The sequence below is a fragment of the Roseburia hominis A2-183 genome (assembly GCF_000225345.1).
In the GTDB taxonomy this organism is placed as follows: domain Bacteria; phylum Bacillota; class Clostridia; order Lachnospirales; family Lachnospiraceae; genus Roseburia; species Roseburia hominis.
This window is the reverse complement of the sequence record NC_015977.1, coordinates 2,361,819-2,379,793: the sequence shown is the minus strand read 5'-3', so window position 1 is coordinate 2,379,793 and position 17,975 is coordinate 2,361,819. Positions and strand designations below refer to the sequence as shown.

At 49.5% G+C, this 17,975-nt stretch carries 14 protein-coding genes; 12 read left to right on the top strand and 2 right to left on the bottom strand.

Features of this window, described 5'->3' with window-relative positions; genetic code table 11:
- Positions 1-175: 175 nt before the first annotated feature.
- The 11 genes from RHOM_RS10680 to hisC all read left to right on the top strand — a co-directional run bounded on the left by RHOM_RS10680 (position 176) and on the right by hisC (position 15,859).
- Entirely contained in the window at positions 176-1,627 is a 1,452-nt protein-coding gene (locus RHOM_RS10680) for a carbohydrate ABC transporter permease (RefSeq protein ID WP_014080322.1), read from the top strand.
- Complete coding sequence (locus tag RHOM_RS10675) at positions 1,624-2,475, top strand: sugar ABC transporter permease (protein ID WP_014080321.1); 852 nt, start codon at positions 1,624-1,626, stop codon at positions 2,473-2,475. Before RHOM_RS10680 ends, RHOM_RS10675 begins: the two co-directional genes overlap by 4 nt.
- Positions 2,476-2,668: 193 nt before the next feature.
- Positions 2,669-4,519, top strand: a complete 1,851-nt coding sequence (locus RHOM_RS10670; protein WP_014080320.1) for a hypothetical protein — start codon at positions 2,669-2,671, stop codon at positions 4,517-4,519.
- Positions 4,492-4,710 carry a hypothetical protein gene (locus RHOM_RS10665; RefSeq protein WP_014080319.1) on the top strand — a complete coding sequence of 73 codons (219 nt, stop codon included), beginning with the start codon at positions 4,492-4,494 and terminating at the stop codon, positions 4,708-4,710. The genes RHOM_RS10670 and RHOM_RS10665 overlap by 28 nt, the downstream gene beginning before the upstream one ends.
- A 249-nt stretch (positions 4,711-4,959) precedes the next feature.
- Positions 4,960-5,913, top strand: a complete 954-nt coding sequence (locus RHOM_RS10655; protein WP_014080318.1) for a helix-turn-helix domain-containing protein — start codon at positions 4,960-4,962, stop codon at positions 5,911-5,913.
- A gap of 119 nt (positions 5,914-6,032) precedes the next feature.
- The gene (locus RHOM_RS10650) at positions 6,033-9,212 is read left to right on the top strand and encodes a glycoside hydrolase family 2 TIM barrel-domain containing protein (RefSeq protein WP_014080317.1); all 3,180 of its coding nucleotides are present in this window, start codon (positions 6,033-6,035) and stop codon (positions 9,210-9,212) included.
- A 56-nt stretch (positions 9,213-9,268) separates the two neighbouring features.
- Positions 9,269-10,381 carry a glycoside hydrolase family 53 protein gene (locus RHOM_RS10645; protein ID WP_014080316.1) on the top strand — a complete coding sequence of 371 codons (1,113 nt, stop codon included), beginning with the start codon at positions 9,269-9,271 and terminating at the stop codon, positions 10,379-10,381.
- Between the two features lie 221 nt (positions 10,382-10,602).
- Positions 10,603-11,772, top strand: a complete 1,170-nt coding sequence (locus RHOM_RS10640) for a galactokinase (RefSeq protein WP_014080315.1) — start codon at positions 10,603-10,605, stop codon at positions 11,770-11,772.
- Positions 11,773-11,804: 32 nt separating this feature from the next.
- Entirely contained in the window at positions 11,805-13,367 is a 1,563-nt protein-coding gene (gene galT / locus RHOM_RS10635) for a UDP-glucose--hexose-1-phosphate uridylyltransferase (protein WP_014080314.1), read from the top strand.
- A gap of 207 nt (positions 13,368-13,574) precedes the next feature.
- The gene (locus RHOM_RS10630; RefSeq protein ID WP_014080313.1) at positions 13,575-14,786 is read left to right on the top strand and encodes a pyridoxal phosphate-dependent aminotransferase; all 1,212 of its coding nucleotides are present in this window, start codon (positions 13,575-13,577) and stop codon (positions 14,784-14,786) included.
- Positions 14,787-14,797: 11 nt separating this feature from the next.
- Entirely contained in the window at positions 14,798-15,859 is a 1,062-nt protein-coding gene (gene hisC, locus RHOM_RS10625; RefSeq protein ID WP_014080312.1) for a histidinol-phosphate transaminase, read from the top strand.
- Here hisC and RHOM_RS10620 read toward each other — a convergent pair.
- Positions 15,822-16,721 (bottom strand): CPBP family intramembrane glutamic endopeptidase, encoded by a 900-nt coding sequence (locus RHOM_RS10620; protein ID WP_014080311.1) that lies wholly within the window; start codon positions 16,719-16,721, stop codon positions 15,822-15,824. The two genes, hisC and RHOM_RS10620, sit on opposite strands and share 38 nt — an antisense overlap.
- 197 nt (positions 16,722-16,918) lie before the next feature.
- On the opposite strand from RHOM_RS10620, the gene RHOM_RS10615 reads away from it, so the two are divergent.
- The gene (locus tag RHOM_RS10615; protein WP_014080310.1) at positions 16,919-17,215 is read left to right on the top strand and encodes a YerC/YecD family TrpR-related protein; all 297 of its coding nucleotides are present in this window, start codon (positions 16,919-16,921) and stop codon (positions 17,213-17,215) included.
- Between the two features lie 64 nt (positions 17,216-17,279).
- On the opposite strand, the gene RHOM_RS10610 is transcribed toward RHOM_RS10615, so the two are convergent.
- Positions 17,280-17,897 carry a DUF1836 domain-containing protein gene (locus RHOM_RS10610; protein WP_014080309.1) on the bottom strand — a complete coding sequence of 206 codons (618 nt, stop codon included), beginning with the start codon at positions 17,895-17,897 and terminating at the stop codon, positions 17,280-17,282.
- Positions 17,898-17,975 lie beyond the last annotated feature (78 nt).

Genomic DNA, 17,975 nt, shown 5'->3' with positions numbered 1-17,975 from the left:
GAAGAGAAAAAGGCCCGCATACGAAGATGGGAATCGTGAGTGGGTCTTTTTCTTCATCTGAATATCAACAGAACCCAAAGAACACGCAGAACAGGTATACACTGCGTGCAGCAAAGATACAAGGAGAACGCCATTTTACAGAAAATGACGGTTATGGAAAGGCATGGGTGCTTGCATGAATAGTAAGGAAGGTAAAAAGAATCCGGTGGCTGCATTCTTCGGAGCAATCGGAAAATTCTTTAAGGAATTTGGTGAGGCTGCCGCCAAAGGGGACGGTGCAGTGAAAGCATCGCTGCTCGTAGCGGGTGCCGGTTATTGGAAAAGAAAACAAATCATCAAGGGATTTCTGGTAACATTACTGGAAATCGGGTTAATTCTATATACGGTATTGATCGGGGTGCCATATATCAGCCAGCTGAATACCTTAGGTACGGTAGAGCGTGCGATGGTGTACAACCCGGCAACGATGAAGAATGAGGTCAATGATTATGATAACTCCCTTCTGATTCTGCTCTTCGGTGTCATCAGTCTGAGTTTTCTCATTGTGGGAATCCTGCTTTGGATGGCAAACGTGAGAAATACATACCGCTTACAGCTTCGCGCTGAAGCGGGAAAGCACATCAATACATTTAAGGAAGACTGCAATGAGATGCTGAATGATAAGTTTCATTTTACGTTGCTGGCGCTTCCGGTTCTGGGTGTGATTATCTTTAATATCATGCCGTTGGTCGTTATGATCTGCATTGCATTTACGAACTATGATAAGAGTCATATGCCGCCAAATGCATTGTTTACCTGGGTGGGACTTGCAAACTTTAAGTCCCTGTTTACCACGAGCATTACCTCCACATTCGGATATACATTCTGGAGAATTCTGGGATGGACGCTGCTCTGGGCAGTGCTTGCCACATTTACGACCTATTTTGGAGGAATTATTCTCGCCCTTCTGATCAACAACAAGAACACAAAATTAAAAAAGATGTGGAGAACGCTTTTTGTTGCAGCTATTTCCGTTCCACAGTTTGTAACATTGCTGTTGCTGCGTAACTTTTTCGCAAACACAGGAATTGTCAACTCATTCTGTAAGAGCATCGGCCTGGTTGATCTGTTACAGAATCTTGGCTGGATCAAAGCAAATTATATTCCGTTTCTGAGCGATCCGGTCTGGGCGAAAATCACGATCGTTGTCATCAATATATGGGTAGGTGTTCCTTATCTGATGCTGATTGCAACCGGTGTACTTATGAACATTCCGGAAGAGTTAAAAGAGAGTGCGAAGATTGACGGAGCAAACTCATTCCAGATTTTCCGCAAGATCACAATGCCGTATATGCTGTTTATCACAGGACCATACCTCGTAACACAGTTTACGGCAAACATCAATAACTTTAATGTAATTTACCTGCTGACACAGGATATTTACACAACGACCAACCAGAAACTGGCGGCTTCCTGGGGTAAGGAGATTGATCTTCTGGTTACCTGGCTGTATCGTCTGACCAGTGAGCAGTACAACTATAAGATGGCATCCGTCATCGGTATCTGCGTCTTTATCGTATGTGCAGTCATTACATTATTTGCCTTTAACTTCCTGATTAAAGGAGATAAGGAGGATACATTCAGATGATGGGAAAGAGAAAAATTGTTAATTCCGTTTTGCTTCACGTAGTGCTTGCAGTGCTTGCAGTGATCTGGATCACGCCGATCGTGTGGCTGATTGTAACCTCGTTCAGCGGATATGACGGCATGAACACGAGCCGCTTCTTCCCGGAGACATGGTCGATCCGCAATTATACTCGTATGCTCTTTGAACCGGACACGGTATCACAGTTCCCGATCTGGTTTAAGAATACGTTGGTTATTGCTATTTTTGTATGTCTGATTTCAACTTCTTTTGTATTGATGGTCAGCTATGCAATGAGTTGCATGCGTTTCAAAGGAAGAAAAGCTCTCATGAATATCGCAGTTATGCTGCAGCTGTTCCCGGGCTTTTTGTCCATGATCGCTATTTACTTTATTTTGAAGTCCGTCAACTTAACCAACAGCCATATCGGTATGATTCTGGTGTACTCCGGTGCATCCGGACTGGGTTACCTTGTGGCGAAGGGATTCTTTGATACGATTCCGACATCCCTGCGTGAGGCTGCGTATCTGGAGGGTGCTTCCGAGGCAAGAACATTCTTCACGATCGTGCTTCCGCTTTCCAAGCCGATCATTGTGTACACTGTTATCAGTTCTTTCCTGGTACCGTGGACAGATTTCGTTTTTGCAAAGATCATCTTAAACTCCGGTATCTCGACAGACTGGACCGTTGCGATCGGACTTTACAACATGCTGAATCGTACTCTGATCCCGACATACTTCTCGAGATTCTGCGCGGGCGGCGTTATGGTCGGTATCCCGATCGGTATTCTGTTCATTATCATGCAGAAGTTCTATGTAGAAGGAATTACCGGCGGTTCGGTGAAGGGATAAATAGCGAAGGGAAATACTATTGCAGGCATTGCAGCATTGGCTGCAATGTCTGAGTATTTCCAACTTCGCATTAGAAAAATGCAAAAGCGGCATTTTTCAAAGTGCAATACAAGTTTTTAGGTAGGCGGGTGAGGATGCACCAGGCATCTTTTTCATAAAAATGAAAGAAATATAGAAATTGAGGAGGAAGAAAATGGATCAATTTATTTTAAATCTGATTCACAGACCAGAGATGGTTCCGGAGTATTCCGCAACTGTCACAGGACAGGGAAAGGAAGAGGACATCGGAGACAAGGCTCTCTTGACAGAATCTCTGGATATTTTCAAGACACAGCAGAGACTCGCACATGAGAATGGGTTAAAAGTAACCATTCAGATGACATACGCATCTCTTTTCAATGATGAGGCAGTGGAGATTGCGAAGCATGACCACGACGTATACGGAGACGAGATCGCATTATCTCTGCTCGGACTTCCGTGTGAGGAGTTCCGTGAGAAATACAAGACCAAGGACTTCTGTATCTGGATGTTCTCCATGGAGGACAAAAAAGCCATCGTCAACGATGTGTTTGAGAAGTTCCATGACAGATTCGGATTCTATCCGGAGTCAACCGGTTCCTATTACATGGATGCCGATCTGACTAACTATATCAAGGCAGCTTATCCGACCGTAAAGTGTGCGGTTGCCACCTGCTGGGAGGAAGGTCCGAAAGCTTACCATACCTGCAACAACTCCTGGTATACGTTATTCGACGGCGGCCCATGGGCACCGTGGATCCCGTCCAAGCAGAATACACATGCACCGGCAGCCAATGCGGCTGAGGACAGCGGTATCGTTGCAATCCCGCATCTGTCCCGCGACTTGATCGCATGCTATGACGGTAACGGCTCCAACTTCGGAACGCATCCGCAGAATGTACTTCGCGGAATGATCTACGATACAAAGACCTGGGAGTACCCGTATCTGTACAACCTGATCGATCAGTATCGTTCGTTAGGAAAATACAACAACGGTTATGCATACAACATGATGTTTGTAGGACCGGGCTGGATGAACAAGATGGGACGCTGGGAGCAGCCGTATGAGCTTCTCTACAAGTCTTACAGCGACGGCTGTGCATATTACGGCAAGCTGAAAAAAGAGGGCAAGTTAGTCGATATGACGATGTCCGAGTTCGCAGATTACTACCGCGAGAAGAAGGGCGTGGATGCCGGCAACTACAATGAGCCGGAGTGTGCGCTCTGGAGAGATATCCTCTACGGATCAGACAAGCAGCTGTTCTGGTACTGTGATCCGTACATGAGAGCCTGCGTCAATATGGATCAGGGCGGTGCAATCGTCGACCTTCGTCCGTATGCAGCGAAACTGGAGTGGCCGGTTGGTATCGGCACAAAGCATGTACAGGATGCCTCTTATCCGTTCCTGATTCAGGAGAAGTACCGTGCAGGTTACTTCACACATTACGCAGGAGAGGGAACTGTAAGAAGTGCGAAGCTTTCCTACAAGGGTGAGGAAGTAGATCTGTGTCTCTGCCCGACACACGCACATTTTTCACAGGAGGGAAAGACAAGAATCCTGACACTGGATCCGGTAACGATCGAGTTCAGAGATCTGACTGTAAAGCTTCAGACAAAAGAGTACTTTGAGGAAGGCTCCTCCAACATCAAGATCGAGCGTACCATCCTTGAGATGAGTGACCCGAGTGCAGAGGTTACCTTAAACGAGTATATGGTTGCATGCTACGGCACAACCGAGTATTCCGAGGATATGTCCCATATCACCTTAAAGATCGACGGACCGGAAGAGAAGACGATCCATTATGAGTACAAGTGCCGCGAGGAGGGTGTCAAGGGTGCGACAGAAGTAAGCGCCGTGATTCCGGAGATCGAGACACGCGTATCCATGACTGCATCCAACGCGGACGCAGAGGGATATGTAAAAGAGGGATATGCATTCTCACCGATGTTTACCCTGGGATACAGAAAAACAATCTCAGATAAGGAGGTATTTGCAACATGGCTCAACTTGGCAAAGGCAAATTAAATTATAGATGCCCGTCCTGCTTTTTAAGAGATCTGGACATTGATATGTTTTACAATAAGGAAACAGGTATTTACAGCTGTATCCGCTGCCAGTACAGAGGAACAGAAGAAGACGTCCTGGAGAAAAATGAGATGATCCGCTTCCGCTATAAGGCAATGCACCAGCGGTTCGACAAGTTCGACTTTGATTAAGCTACGAGCAGTGTAGAGAAATCCAGTGACACCGGAGGAAAGCTTGCTTTCCAGAGGTGTTGCTGGATTTCTCTATAGGGCGACAGCCCACAGCGAGACGGAGCGAAGTGGAATCGAGCTGTCACGGCGAGGAGCGCAGAGCTGGTTGCAGAAGAATGCGACAGCCCACAGCGAGAAGAAGCGAAGCGGAATCGAACTGTCACGGCGAGGAGCTTTACGCTGCCACAGCGGGGAGAAAATGGAGTAATTATGGGGAAAAAGAAGAAAGATACCATCGAGCTTCGGTTCTATGAGATACCGCAAAATGAATATGTTCTGGCACTTCTTGGAGAAAACTGGATCCGGGATTATGGTCATGATGAGGTACATCTTCATTTTCACAATCTGATGGAGATCGGAGTGTGCAGAAACGGTACGGGGAAACTGATTCTGGACGAAGAACAGCGCCCCTATCAGCCTGCCATGGTGAGTATTATACCGAACAACTATCCTCATGTGACGATCAGCAATACAAAAGAAGGACCAAGCTACTGGGAATATCTGTTTTTTGATCCGGCGCAGATTATTGCGGAAATGTATCCGAAGAACGAGCTGTTCTGCCGGGAACTGATCCGGAAAGTCAACCGGAGAGCGCTGTTTCTCCATGAATGGGAGAATCACAATCTCGCGTTTCTTGTCCGGCAGATCATGGAGGAGATGCGGGGACGGCGCAGCCATTATACGGACAGCGTGAGAGGTCTGTTGTATTCTCTTGTGATAGAGATTATCCGGCTGAATGAGGAGCAGGAGGCAAAGCAGGAAGTGCAGGGTGTGGAAATGCAGAAACATTCGGGAGTGACGCAGATTGCGGCGGCACTCGACTATGTGCGCATGGAATATATGCACATGATCCGGGTGGAGGAGCTGGCGCAGGAATGTCATATGAGTGAGACGCATTTCAGAAGGCTGTTTGAGTCCTGTATGAACATGTCTCCGGTGGATTACATCAATCTTGTCCGGATTCAGAAGGCATGCGATCTGTTGAAAAAGACGACGGATTCGATGGACATTGTGGCACAGAAGGTAGGCTTTACGACAACATCCACATTTAACCGGAATTTTAAAAAGTTTTTAAACACATCCCCCTATCAGTGGAAAATCAATCCGGAAAATTACGAGACAAAGCTTTTAAATTACAATATTTCCGCGCGAAAAGGATGGTAATAAATAATGGTTGAAAATGCGCGTTTTGTGCCGAAAAATAAGTACAAAATGCGCATTTTTTCGCTATAATGAACTTAACAAACGCAATAACAGCAATCATAAATTGGGGGATGAACAGTATGGGAGAATTTTTGTTTGAGAGATTAAGTGATCCGGAATATTACGAGGAGAACCGCGTGGCGGCGCACTCCGACCATGTGGCGTACCGGAACTGGGATGAGGCGGACGTGTGGCTGGATCCGCTCGGAAGAAAGAGCAGTTTCCGCCTGTTTTTAGACGGATCATGGAAATTCCACTATGCGAGAAACTATGAGCAGACGATCCATGGATTTGAAAAGCCGGAATACGACTGCAGGGGATGGGATGACATCCGCGTGCCGGCACATATCCAGATGGAAGGCTATGACAGTCCGCAATATGCGAACACGCAGTATCCGTGGGATGGAAGGGAAGACGTCTGGACGGACGAGATGCCGACGAAGTTCAATCCGGTCGCAAGTTATGTGAAATATTTCACATTGCCGGAGTCCTTTTTGGGAGAGCGTGTGTTTATCTCGTTCCAGGGAGCGGAGAGCGGCATGGCACTCTGGCTGAATGGAGCGTATGTCGGATACAGTGAGGATTCTTTTACGCCGTCCGAGTTTGAACTGACGCCTTATCTTAAGGACGGGGAGAACAAGCTGGCGGTGCAGGTATTCAAGTGGACGATCGGAAGCTGGTGCGAGGATCAGGATTTCTTCCGGTTTTCCGGTATTTTCCGCAGCGTCTATCTCTACATGATTCCAAAGACGCATCTCTGTGACATTAAGATCCGTCCACAGGTGGCGGAGAATCTGTCCTGCGGCACGCTGGAGCTGGATCTTCGCTCCTGCGGCAGCGGAAGTGTGCGCATACAGCTTGTGGAGCGCGGAAGACTTGATCTGGCGGAGAGCCGCTATGAGACACCGGAGGGCACGGAGGTGTTTGCTCTGGAGGAGAAGATGGAAGGAACCTTACATGTCTCGCGGGAAGTGGCGGATGTGAAGCTGTGGAGCGCGGAGGAGCCGTATCTGTATGAACTTCGGATGGAGGTGTATGACGCGGCGGGCGCTTTGCAGGAGGTCGTCGCGTCGAAGATCGGCTTCCGTCGGTTCGAGATGAAGGACGGACTGATGCTTTTAAACGGAAAGCGGATTGTGTTTAAGGGCGTCAACCGCCACGAATTCAGTTCCCTGACCGGACGTGTGGTGAGCATGGAGGAGACGCTCACCGACGTCGTGACCATGAAGCGGAACAATATCAATTCCATCCGTACCTGCCATTATCCGGACAATATCGGACTGTATGAGCTCTGCGACATCTACGGACTCTACATGATTGCAGAGAATAATATGGAGTCGCACGGAAGCTGGGATGCGGCGGCGATGCGTAAGATTGCCGATCCGCGGACGATTGTGCCGGGGGATAATCCGAAGTGGGAGGCAAGAATGCTCGACCGCGTGAATTCCTGCTATCAGCGGGATAAGAACCATCCGGCGGTCTTAATCTGGTCCTGCGGCAATGAGTCCTACGGCGGAAGTGTGATTTATCAGATGTCCGAGAAGTTCAGAGAGCTGGATCCCGACCGCCTGGTTCACTACGAGGGAGTCTATAACGACAGACGCTACAACGGAAGCAGCGATATGGAAAGCCAGATGTACCCGCCGGTAGAGCGGATTGTGAAAAATCTGGCAGAGCAGAAAGAGAAGCCGTTTATCTGCTGTGAGTACACGCACGCGATGGGCAATTCCTGCGGCGCGATGCACAAGTACACAGATCTGACCGACACAGAGCCGCGCTATCAGGGCGGATTTATCTGGGATTACATCGATCAGTCCATCACGAAAAAGGATCGCTACGGGAAGGAATTCCAGGCGTACGGCGGTGACTTCTTAGAGCGGCCGACGGACTATAATTTCAGCGGCAACGGCATCTGCTATGCAAAGGGGCGCGCCGAGTCACCGAAGATGCAGGAAGTAAAATTCAATTACCAGAACATCAGCGTATCCTTTACCGAAGATGGTTTTACGGTAAAAAATAAAAACCTGTTTACCGATACGGCAGAGTATGACTGCATCCTTCTGCTGGAGAAGAACGGCGTGGCGGCAGGCCGCAGAAAAATAGCGCTGTCTGTGGCACCGCTCTCGGAAAAGACGTTTGTTCTGGAAGAACTGGAGGGCTGCATGGCTCTTGCCGATGAACTGGAACATGCGGGAAAGGAAGCCGGGGCGGAATACGCACTGACCGTATCGTTTGTACTGCGCGGAGAACTGCTCTGGGCAAAGCCGGGGCATGAGATCGCATTCGGACAGAAGATTTTTGCGGCAAAATCACCTGCAAATGGTGGGACAATCGGCGATGCCGCGGCAGAATATGAAGGAAAGTGCGTGACGAACCGTAAGGCGGGACTTCAGATCATCCGCGGAAAGTGGAATCTGGGGGTGAAGGGAGAGAATTTTGACGTACTGTTTTCCTACAACAGCTGCGGACTGGTGTCCTACCGCTACATGGGAAAAGAGCTGATTGAGAAGATACCGATGCCGAATTTCTGGCGTGCGCCGATTGACAATGACTGCGGAAGCCGCATGCAGGGGCGGATGGCGCAGTGGAAGATCGCGAGTATGTATGCCGGCATGAGCAGCAAGGGCATGTTCGATTATGAGGAACCGGTTGTGAGAGAGGCGGAGAACAGCGTCTCCATCACATATACCTACCTGCTTCCGACCACGCCGCAGGCAAAATGCCGCGTGACCTACACCGTGACGCCGGATGCGTATGTGCAGACCGAGCTGACCTATGACCCGGTGGAGGAGCTGGGCGATATGCCGGAGTTTGGAATGCTTTTTAAGCTGAATGCGGATTACGACAGACTGGAGTGGTACGGACTTGGACCGCAGGAGACGTATGCGGACCGCAGATGCGGCGCGAAGCTCGGTGTATATAAGAACCGCGTGGCGGATAATATGGCGCAGTATCTGGTACCGCAGGAGTGCGGCAACAAAGTAGGCGTGCGCTACGCGAAGGTGACGGATGCAAGAGGAAGAGGCATGCTCTTTACCGGAGACGAACTGTCATTTTCCGCACTGCCTTATACACCGCATGAACTGGAAAATGCAATGCATGCGTATGAACTGCCTGAGGTACATTACACGGTTGTCCGTGTGGCACTGGCACAGATGGGCATCGGCGGAGACGACAGCTGGGGAGCTCCGGTTCATCCGGAATATCACATTGATGTGACAAAGCCGTTAGCACTGCGGTTCGGTTTCCGTGGAATATAAAAAAACAGAAAGGAGAGAGCGGGCATGGAATGAGATCTGTGCCCGTGAAGAGGCATATGAAGTTTGTAAAAGGAATGGATCTGTCCACACTGCTCGAACTGGAGCGGTGTGGTGCAAAGTATTACGATAACGGGGAGGAGCGGGATCTCCTTGCGATCATGAAGAGCTATGACGTTGATACCATCCGTATCCGTCTGTGGAATGATCCGTGGTCGGAGACCGGCGAATCTTACGGCGCAGGGGAGAATGATTTGAAAACTTCTCTTGAGATTGCAAAGCGTGTGACGGCGGCAGGGTTCGGCGTGCTTCTCAATTTTCACTATAGCGATTTCTGGGCAGACCCGGGCAAACAGATCAAGCCGAAGGCATGGGCAGATTACGGTGTGAAGGAGCTGGAGCAGGCGGTCTATGATTACACCCTGGAATCCATGCAGACATTCCTGGATGCCGGCGTCAATATTACCATGGTGCAGGTGGGAAATGAACTTTCCAACGGTCTGCTCTGGCCGGAGGGAAAAGTCCCGAACTATGACAATATTGCGACGTTCGTCAATGCGGGAATTCGTGCGGTGCGGAAAGCGGATGCGGCGATTCCGGTGATGATTCATCTGGATAACGGCGGAAACAATGCGCTGTACCGCGAGTGGTTCGACAATTTTACAAAGCGGGGGGAGGATTTCGAGATTATCGGACTTTCCTATTATCCGTTCTGGCACGGATCACTGCAGATGTTAAACGACAACATGAATGACATTGCAGAGCGCTACGGCAAGGATCTGGTGATTGCCGAGGTTTCCATGGGCTATACGATGGAAGACTACAAGAATTACGAGAAGCTTTCCGATGAAGAGCGCAAGGGATATGCGACCAGACCGGCGCTTGTGGAGAAGATCGAATATCCGATGACAAAGCAGGGGCAGTACGATTTCATGGAGGATTTCTTGAACCGCATCAGCCACATCAAAGGCGGAAAAGGAAAGGGATTCTTCTACTGGGAGCCGGCATGGATTCCGGTACCGGGCTCCGGCTGGGCAACACCGGCATCCTTAAAATACATGAACGATCCGGGACCATGTGGAAACGAGTGGGCAAATCAGGCGCTGTTTGACTACGATGGCAACGCACTGCCGACGCTTGCACTGATCCGTGATTTTAAACCGGAAGTATAAAAAACGGGGCTGCCGCATGAACGGAGATTGTGATCGATGGCATTGTGAAAAATGATAAATGACAGATCGGAAAAACATGCAACTTTGTTGCATGTTTTTTTGATTATGTTGCAGTTTGAAAAAGGTCTATTGCAAAGGAACACAGAGACGTTATAATAGAATTACAACAGGACGGTAACAGAAACCATTCATAGAAAAAATGATGTATAAGGAGGTAACGCATGATCTGGGAACCAGTACTTGCAAAGTTTAAAGAATTATTTGGGGATGAGGGAGAGATCGGAGTTTATTTCGCACCGGGACGTGTGAATATGATCGGTGAGCATACCGATTACAACGGAGGACATGTATTTCCATGTGCGCTCACGATCGGTACCTACGGTGTGGCGAGAAAAAGAGACGACAAGAAGCTTCGCTTTTATTCCATGAATTTTGAGAATCTCGGTGTGCTGGAGTCTTCCGTGGAGGGCTTAAAGCCGGAGAAGGAAGCAGACTGGACGAACTACCCGAAGGGTGTGATGTGGGCGTTCGGCGAGAAGGGCATGAAAGTGGAGTCCGGTATGGATCTCGTGCTGTTCGGCAATATTCCGAACGGTTCCGGATTGTCTTCTTCCGCATCGGTGGAAGTGCTGACCGGATTCATCCTGCGTGATATGTTCGGCTTTGATGTGACGAATCAGGATCTGGCATTGATCGGCCAGTATTCCGAGAACAAGTTCAACGGCGTCAACTGCGGTATTATGGATCAGTTCGCCATTGCGATGGGCAAGGCAGGACATGCGATTTTCCTGGATACGGCGACCTTAAAGTATGAGTATGCGCCGATCAGGCTCGAGAATGCGAAGATTGTGATCTCCTGCAGCAACAAAAAGCGCGGACTCGGTGATTCCAAATACAACGAGAGACGCAGTGAGTGTGAGACAGCGCTTGCCGAACTGCAGAAAGTGGTAAAGATCAACGCGCTCGGCGATCTGACAGAAGCGCAGTTTGAGCAGTATCAGGATGCCATCACAAGTCCGGTGTGCCAAAAGCGTGCAAAACATGCCGTATATGAGAACCAGAGAACGATCAAGGCGGTGGAGGCACTGCAGAACAACGATGTCGCGCTGTTCGGAAAGCTGATGAATGACTCCCACGTATCTTTGCGTGATGATTACGAGGTAACGGGAATCGAGCTGGATACCCTGGTTGAGGAAGCATGGAAGATCGACGGTGTGATCGGTTCCCGCATGACGGGTGCGGGCTTTGGCGGATGCACGGTCAGCATCGTGAAGGATGACGCGGTGGATGCGTTTATCGAGAAGGTCGGAACCGCCTATAAGAACAAGATTGGCTATGCCGCAGATTTCTATGTCGTAGAGATCGGCGACGGCCCGGTAAAATTGGCGTAGTGACAGAGTATATTTAGAAACGAGGTTGGATCATGATACAGGAAAGAATATTGGAACTGACAGAATACGGACTGGTGACGGGACTCATAGAGCCGCAGGATAAGCGGTTTACGATCAACCGTCTGCTGGAGCTGTTTCACATTGACGAACTGGAGGATGAAGTCACGGCGGCTTATGAGAAGCGCACGCCGATGACGCAGGAGAGCGCCGAGGAGGCACTGCCACAGATCCTTGCAGAGATGCTCGATTACGCGGCGGAGCAGATGCTGATTCCGGACAATACGATTACATACCGCGATCTGTTTGACACAAAGATCATGAGCATGCTGGTTCCAAGACCGAGCGAGGTGGTACGCCGTTTCTATGATCTTTATGAGAAGGAGTCTCCGCAGGCGGCGACGGATTATTTTTACAAGCTGTCCAGAGACACGGACTATATCCGCAGATACCGCGTGAAGAAGGATCTGAAATGGACGGCGGACACAGAGTTTGGAACGCTGGATATCACGATCAACCTGTCGAAGCCGGAGAAGGATCCGAAGGCGATTGCGGCGGCGAAGCTGGCAAAGCAGAGCGGCTATCCGAAATGCCTTCTGTGCAAGGAAAACGAGGGATACGCAGGACGTATCAACCATCCGGCGAGACAGAACCACCGCATCATTCCGGTGACCATCAACCAGAGCGACTGGTTTTTCCAGTATTCTCCGTACGTTTACTACAACGAGCACTGCATTGTGTTCAACGCAAACCACACACCGATGAAGATCGAGCGCGCTACCTTCGGAAAGCTGCTTGATTTCGTGCAGCAGTTCCCGCACTATTTTGTCGGTTCCAATGCCGATCTGCCGATCGTCGGAGGATCCATCTTAAGCCACGATCATTTCCAGGGCGGTCATTATGAGTTCGCCATGGCAAAGGCACCGGTGGAGCGCGAGATCACATTCAAAGGATATGAGGATGTAAAGGCAGGCATTGTAAAATGGCCGATGTCTGTCATCCGTATCAGCGCTACGGACAAGGATCGTCTGATCGATCTGGCAGACAAGATTCTCCTCGCATGGAGAGGCTACACGGACGAGGCGGCATTCGTCTACGCCGAGACAGACGGCGAGCCGCACAATACGATCACACCGATCGCAAGACGGCGCGGCGATGCGTATGAGCTGGATCTGGTACTGCGCAACAACATTACGACAGAGGAGCATCCGCTCGGTGTATATCATCCGCATGCAAAGCTTCATCATATCAAGAAGGAGAACATCGGTCTGATCGAGGTTATGGGTCTGGCAGTTCTTCCGGCACGCTTAAAGGATGAGATGGCGGATCTGGAGCAGGCGATCTTGGACGGCGTTGACATCCGTGCGGACGAGAAGCTGGCGAAGCATGCAGACTGGGTGGAGGAATTTCTTCCAAAGTACGGCTTTACCGCCGGCAGCGGTCTGGAGGGCGAGATCACACCGGAGAGGTTACATGAGATCGTTCAGACAGAGATCGGTCTGGTATTTAAGGAGGTTCTCACCGACGCAGGAGTCTACAAGTGCACGGAAGAGGGCAGAGCAGCCTTCATGTGCTTTGTGGATACGGTGAACGCATAGAAATAGAGAGAGGAAAAGAACGGATTACGGGACGGGGATTTTTTCCCCGGAAGTTGTCCGTTCTTTTTTTCAATTCCCGATAAATGTGTTATACTTGTGCATGGAGCAAATTTTTGCAAATGACCGTTTACTTTCACGTGGTAATTTGGTAAAGTAAAGGAATGAGAAAACGATGCGGGTCAGACCGCAGAAAAGAGGATAGGTATTATGGTATCAAAGAGAATACAAAAAGCGCTGGAGGGCAATTCGGCAATCCGCGCCATGTTCAATGAGGGCAGGGAGATGGCTGCAAAGTACGGGGAGGAGAATGTGTTTGACTTCTCACTCGGCAATCCGGCAACCCCGGCGCCGAAGGCGTTAAACGATGCGATCCGTGACCTTCTGGATGAGGCGGATGCAAAGGGAGCGGCAGGTTCTCTGGGCATTCATGGTTATATGGCAAATGCGGGCTATGAGGAAGTACGCCAGGCGATCGCAGAGAATTTGAACGAACGTTTCGGAACAAAGTTTACGGCGCACAATCTGGTGATGACAGTCGGCGCCGCAGGCGGGCTCAACATTATTTTCAAGACGATTCTTGACCCGGATGATGAGGTTATCGTGTTTGCGCCGTTCTTCGGAGAGTATCGCCAGTACGCGGCGAATTTTGATGCAAAGATTGTGATTGTACAGCCGAATCTGGAGACGTTTCAGCCGGATCTTGCCGATCTGGAGTCAAAGATTACCGCGCGGACGAAGGCGCTTATCGTGAATACGCCGAACAACCCGACCGGCGTGATCTACAAGCCGCAGACGATGGAGCAGATCGGAGCGATTTTAGAGAAAAAGCAGGCTGAATTTGGAACCGATATTTACCTGATCTCGGACGAGCCGTACCGGGAACTCGTGTATGACGGGAATAAGGAGGATTTTCTGACAAAATATTACCGCAATACCCTGGTGGGATATTCTTTTTCCAAATCCCTTTCCCTTCCGGGAGAGCGTATCGGTTATGTCGTGGTGCCGGATGAAGCGGCGGACGCCGAAGAGCTGATCCGCGGCATTGAGATCTCAAACCGGACGCTCGGATTTGTCAATGCACCGTCCCTGATTCAGAAAGCCGTGGCGCGCTGCCTTGCGGAGAAGACGGATGTTGCATTTTACGATGAGAACCGAAGCAGACTCTACGAAGGACTGACAAAGCTCGGATTTACCTGCATTAAGCCGGAGGGAGCATTTTATCTGTGGGTGAAGTCGCCGGTGGAAAACGAAGAAGAATTTGTAAACGAGGGAAAGAAATTTAATCTTTTAATGGTAAAGGGAAGTGCTTTCGGCTGTCCGGGGTTTGTGCGTCTCGCATATTGTGTGTCCCATGAGACCGTGGAACATTCCCTGCCTGCATTTGCGAAGCTGGCGGCAGTGTACGGACTGGACAAGTAGGAGGAAAAAGGATGGAGAACTGGGAGTCATATGTGAGAAAAGTGGTGCCGTATGTGCCGGGGGAGCAGCCGCAGGCGGAGCGGATGATCAAGCTGAACACCAACGAGAATCCGTATCCGCCCGCGCCGGGGGTGCAGAGGGCCCTTGCCGGATTTAACCCGGATACGCTGCGCCTGTATCCGGAACCGACCTGTAAGGTGCTTGTGGATGCGATTGCGTCATATTATGGACTGGGCAGCGATCAGGTATTCGTCGGGGTCGGTTCGGATGATGTGCTGGCGATGATTTTTCTGACATTCTTTAATTCCGGAAAGCCGGTTTTCTTCCCGGATATTACGTATTCTTTTTATGATGTGTGGGCAGATATGCTGCGCATTCCGTATGAGACGAAAGCGCTTGATGATGCGTTTGAGATCCGGGTGGAGGATTATTACGGGGAAAACGGCGGAGTGATATTCCCGAACCCGAATGCACCGACCGGCATTCTGATGCCGCTTGATAAGATCGAGGACATCATCGCGCACAACCGCGACGTGATCGTTGTGGTGGACGAGGCGTATATTGATTTTGGAGGGGTGTCGGCGCTGCCGCTGATTGAAAAATATGACAATCTTCTGATCGTGCAGACATTTTCCAAATCGCGTTCCATGGCGGGAATGCGCATCGGATATGCGATGGGAAATGCGAAGCTGATCCGTTATATCAATGACGTGAAGTATTCGTTTAATTCTTATACGATGAACCGGACAGCGCTTGCACTTGGTGTGGAGGCGATCCGTGACCGTGCTTATTTTGAGGAGACCAGAAAAAAGATCATCGAGACGAGAGAGTGGACGAAAAAAGAGCTGCGGGCGTTAGGTTTTACGTTCGGGGATTCGATGAGCAATTTTATCTTTGCTTCGCACGAGCGCGTGCCGGCAACAGAACTGTTCGAGGCGCTGCGCAGGGAGCATATCTATGTGCGTCATTTTACCAAGGAACGCATCAACAACTACCTGCGCATCAGCATCGGAACGAGAGAAGAGATGGAGACGTTTATTCGGTTCCTGAAGGAATATCTGAAAGAGGCATAGCCGATGAGCGGCCGGCCGCCTGCAGCTTTCGGATGCCGGAGGTAAAGACGATCAGACCGCCGACTGTCATGGCGATGCCGAACAGGAACCAGAAGATCAGAGAAAACGTCGTGTCGCCGAACGGGATGAGCCCGGAGAGCACGGTTCCCCAGAAGTTAAACAGCATGTGTAAAAGGATCGAGTAATAGATGCTGCCGCCGCGGTTGCAGACATAGCCTAAAACAAGCCCCAGACAGAATGCGTAGATGCCCTGGATCATGTTCATGTGGAAGATGCCAAAAAGCAGCGCCTGCAGCAGATTGGCTGCCCAGAAAGGCAGACATTTTTTTGCCTGATGCATGGTGACGCCGCGGAAGACCAGCTCCTCGCAGAACGGGGCGAAGATGACGGAGCAGACGACCATCAGAATGGAGATCTGATCATCGAGACCTGCCGTCTCGAGCAGGGATTCATATGCATCCATCCAGTGCGGAAAGAGCGCCGCGACAAAGCTCATGATATAGGTCGTCAGATACTGTGTGCCCGGCATCAGCATGACGATGCCTGCGATTGCAGCGGGATGAAACGTCTGGCGCAGAGCGGGGCGGTAATTGCCGCCGTACCGGCAGTAGTACCACAGACCGAACACGGCGATCGACATGGCATTGTAGATTAACAGTACGCCGGTGTTGAAGCGCTGGGAACTCCACAGGGAAAAGGCGTCATCTACAATATCGAGGAACCCCGCGCTGCCGGTGACAGAGTACCAGCCGCTCTCGATCAGCAGGGAAAGTCCCATGGCAAAGTAGGTTGCGAGAAACTGAATCGCAATCACAAGAAGCAGCGGGACAAAAATAAACAGGAATTGTTTTAATTTCTTCATTATTATAATCTCCAGTTATCGTTGGTATGAAATAAAGTTCTTGCAATTTCCAGATACTTCTATTATTATAACAATCGGATTTCATGAATGCAAGCAGTGGAAAAAGTGCGTGCATGGACAGAAACTTGGGTATTTACTTTAAAACTTTAATATGCTAAAATAACAAAAGAATCCATTTTGGGAAGAAGGAGAAGAACATGAGTAAGAAACTTAGGACAGATGCAGTGGATCATCTTTTTGACGCCATCTTGAGCTTACAGAATAGAGAAGAGTGCTACACATTTTTTGAGGATGTATGTACGGTAAATGAGCTGCTTTCTTTATCACAGCGGTTCGAGGTTGCCAAGATGCTGCGTGACCAGAAGACTTATCTGGATATTGCGGAGAAGACCGGAGCATCGACTGCTACGATCAGTCGTGTCAACCGATCCCTGAATTATGGAAATGACGGTTATGACATGGTATTTAGCCGCATGCAGAATACGGACAAGTAGTAGAGACAGATAAAAAGAGCCACAGGAGAACGGGAACTTTTGCCCGTGCCTGTGGCTTTTTCGATTACTTTTTATTTTTTTCTGCCTTGGACTTGTCCGAGGTGGTCGTGTCAATGAGGCGCTCGATGATGGTCTTTTTGACATAGACATCGTAGCTTAACATGCAGATCAGACTGAAGTTCCGCAGAAGCTCGGCGTCCTCAGGGGCAGCATCCGGGAATGTCTGACACGAGGTGTTGAACTTCCTGGCGAGGTCTTTCATGAGATTTTGTGTCTCCTGATGCTCGAGTCCGAAGACTTCACGGTAGATGTCTTCCAAGCTGTAGCTGCCGTCTTTTCCGAAATATTTGTCCGTGATCGGATTTAAGATGCTCTGGATGTCACTGATGCTTAGGATATTTTTAAAATAGTAGATGAAAATCAGCGTCAGTACGTGCTCTTTGGTGTACTTTTTCTTCTCCGGCGGAGGGAGAAGATTGTTCTTGGCGTAGTTGTTGATCATCGTCTTGGTCAGAATCTTGTCATCCGCATGCCGTTTGGATGTCTCTAACTGGGAATCCATAAATGTGGTAATCTGATCCATATATAAATCAATGTTCGGAATATCTTCCGGTCTGACATAATCAATTCTCTGTAATTCTGCTAACAGATCACTCAGAAATTTTTTTGTATCGTTGTCCATATGTGTCACCTCTTATCACATTATATAGTTTTCAAAACCAGATGACAAGAGACAAATGTTGGGAAATGTATATGACAG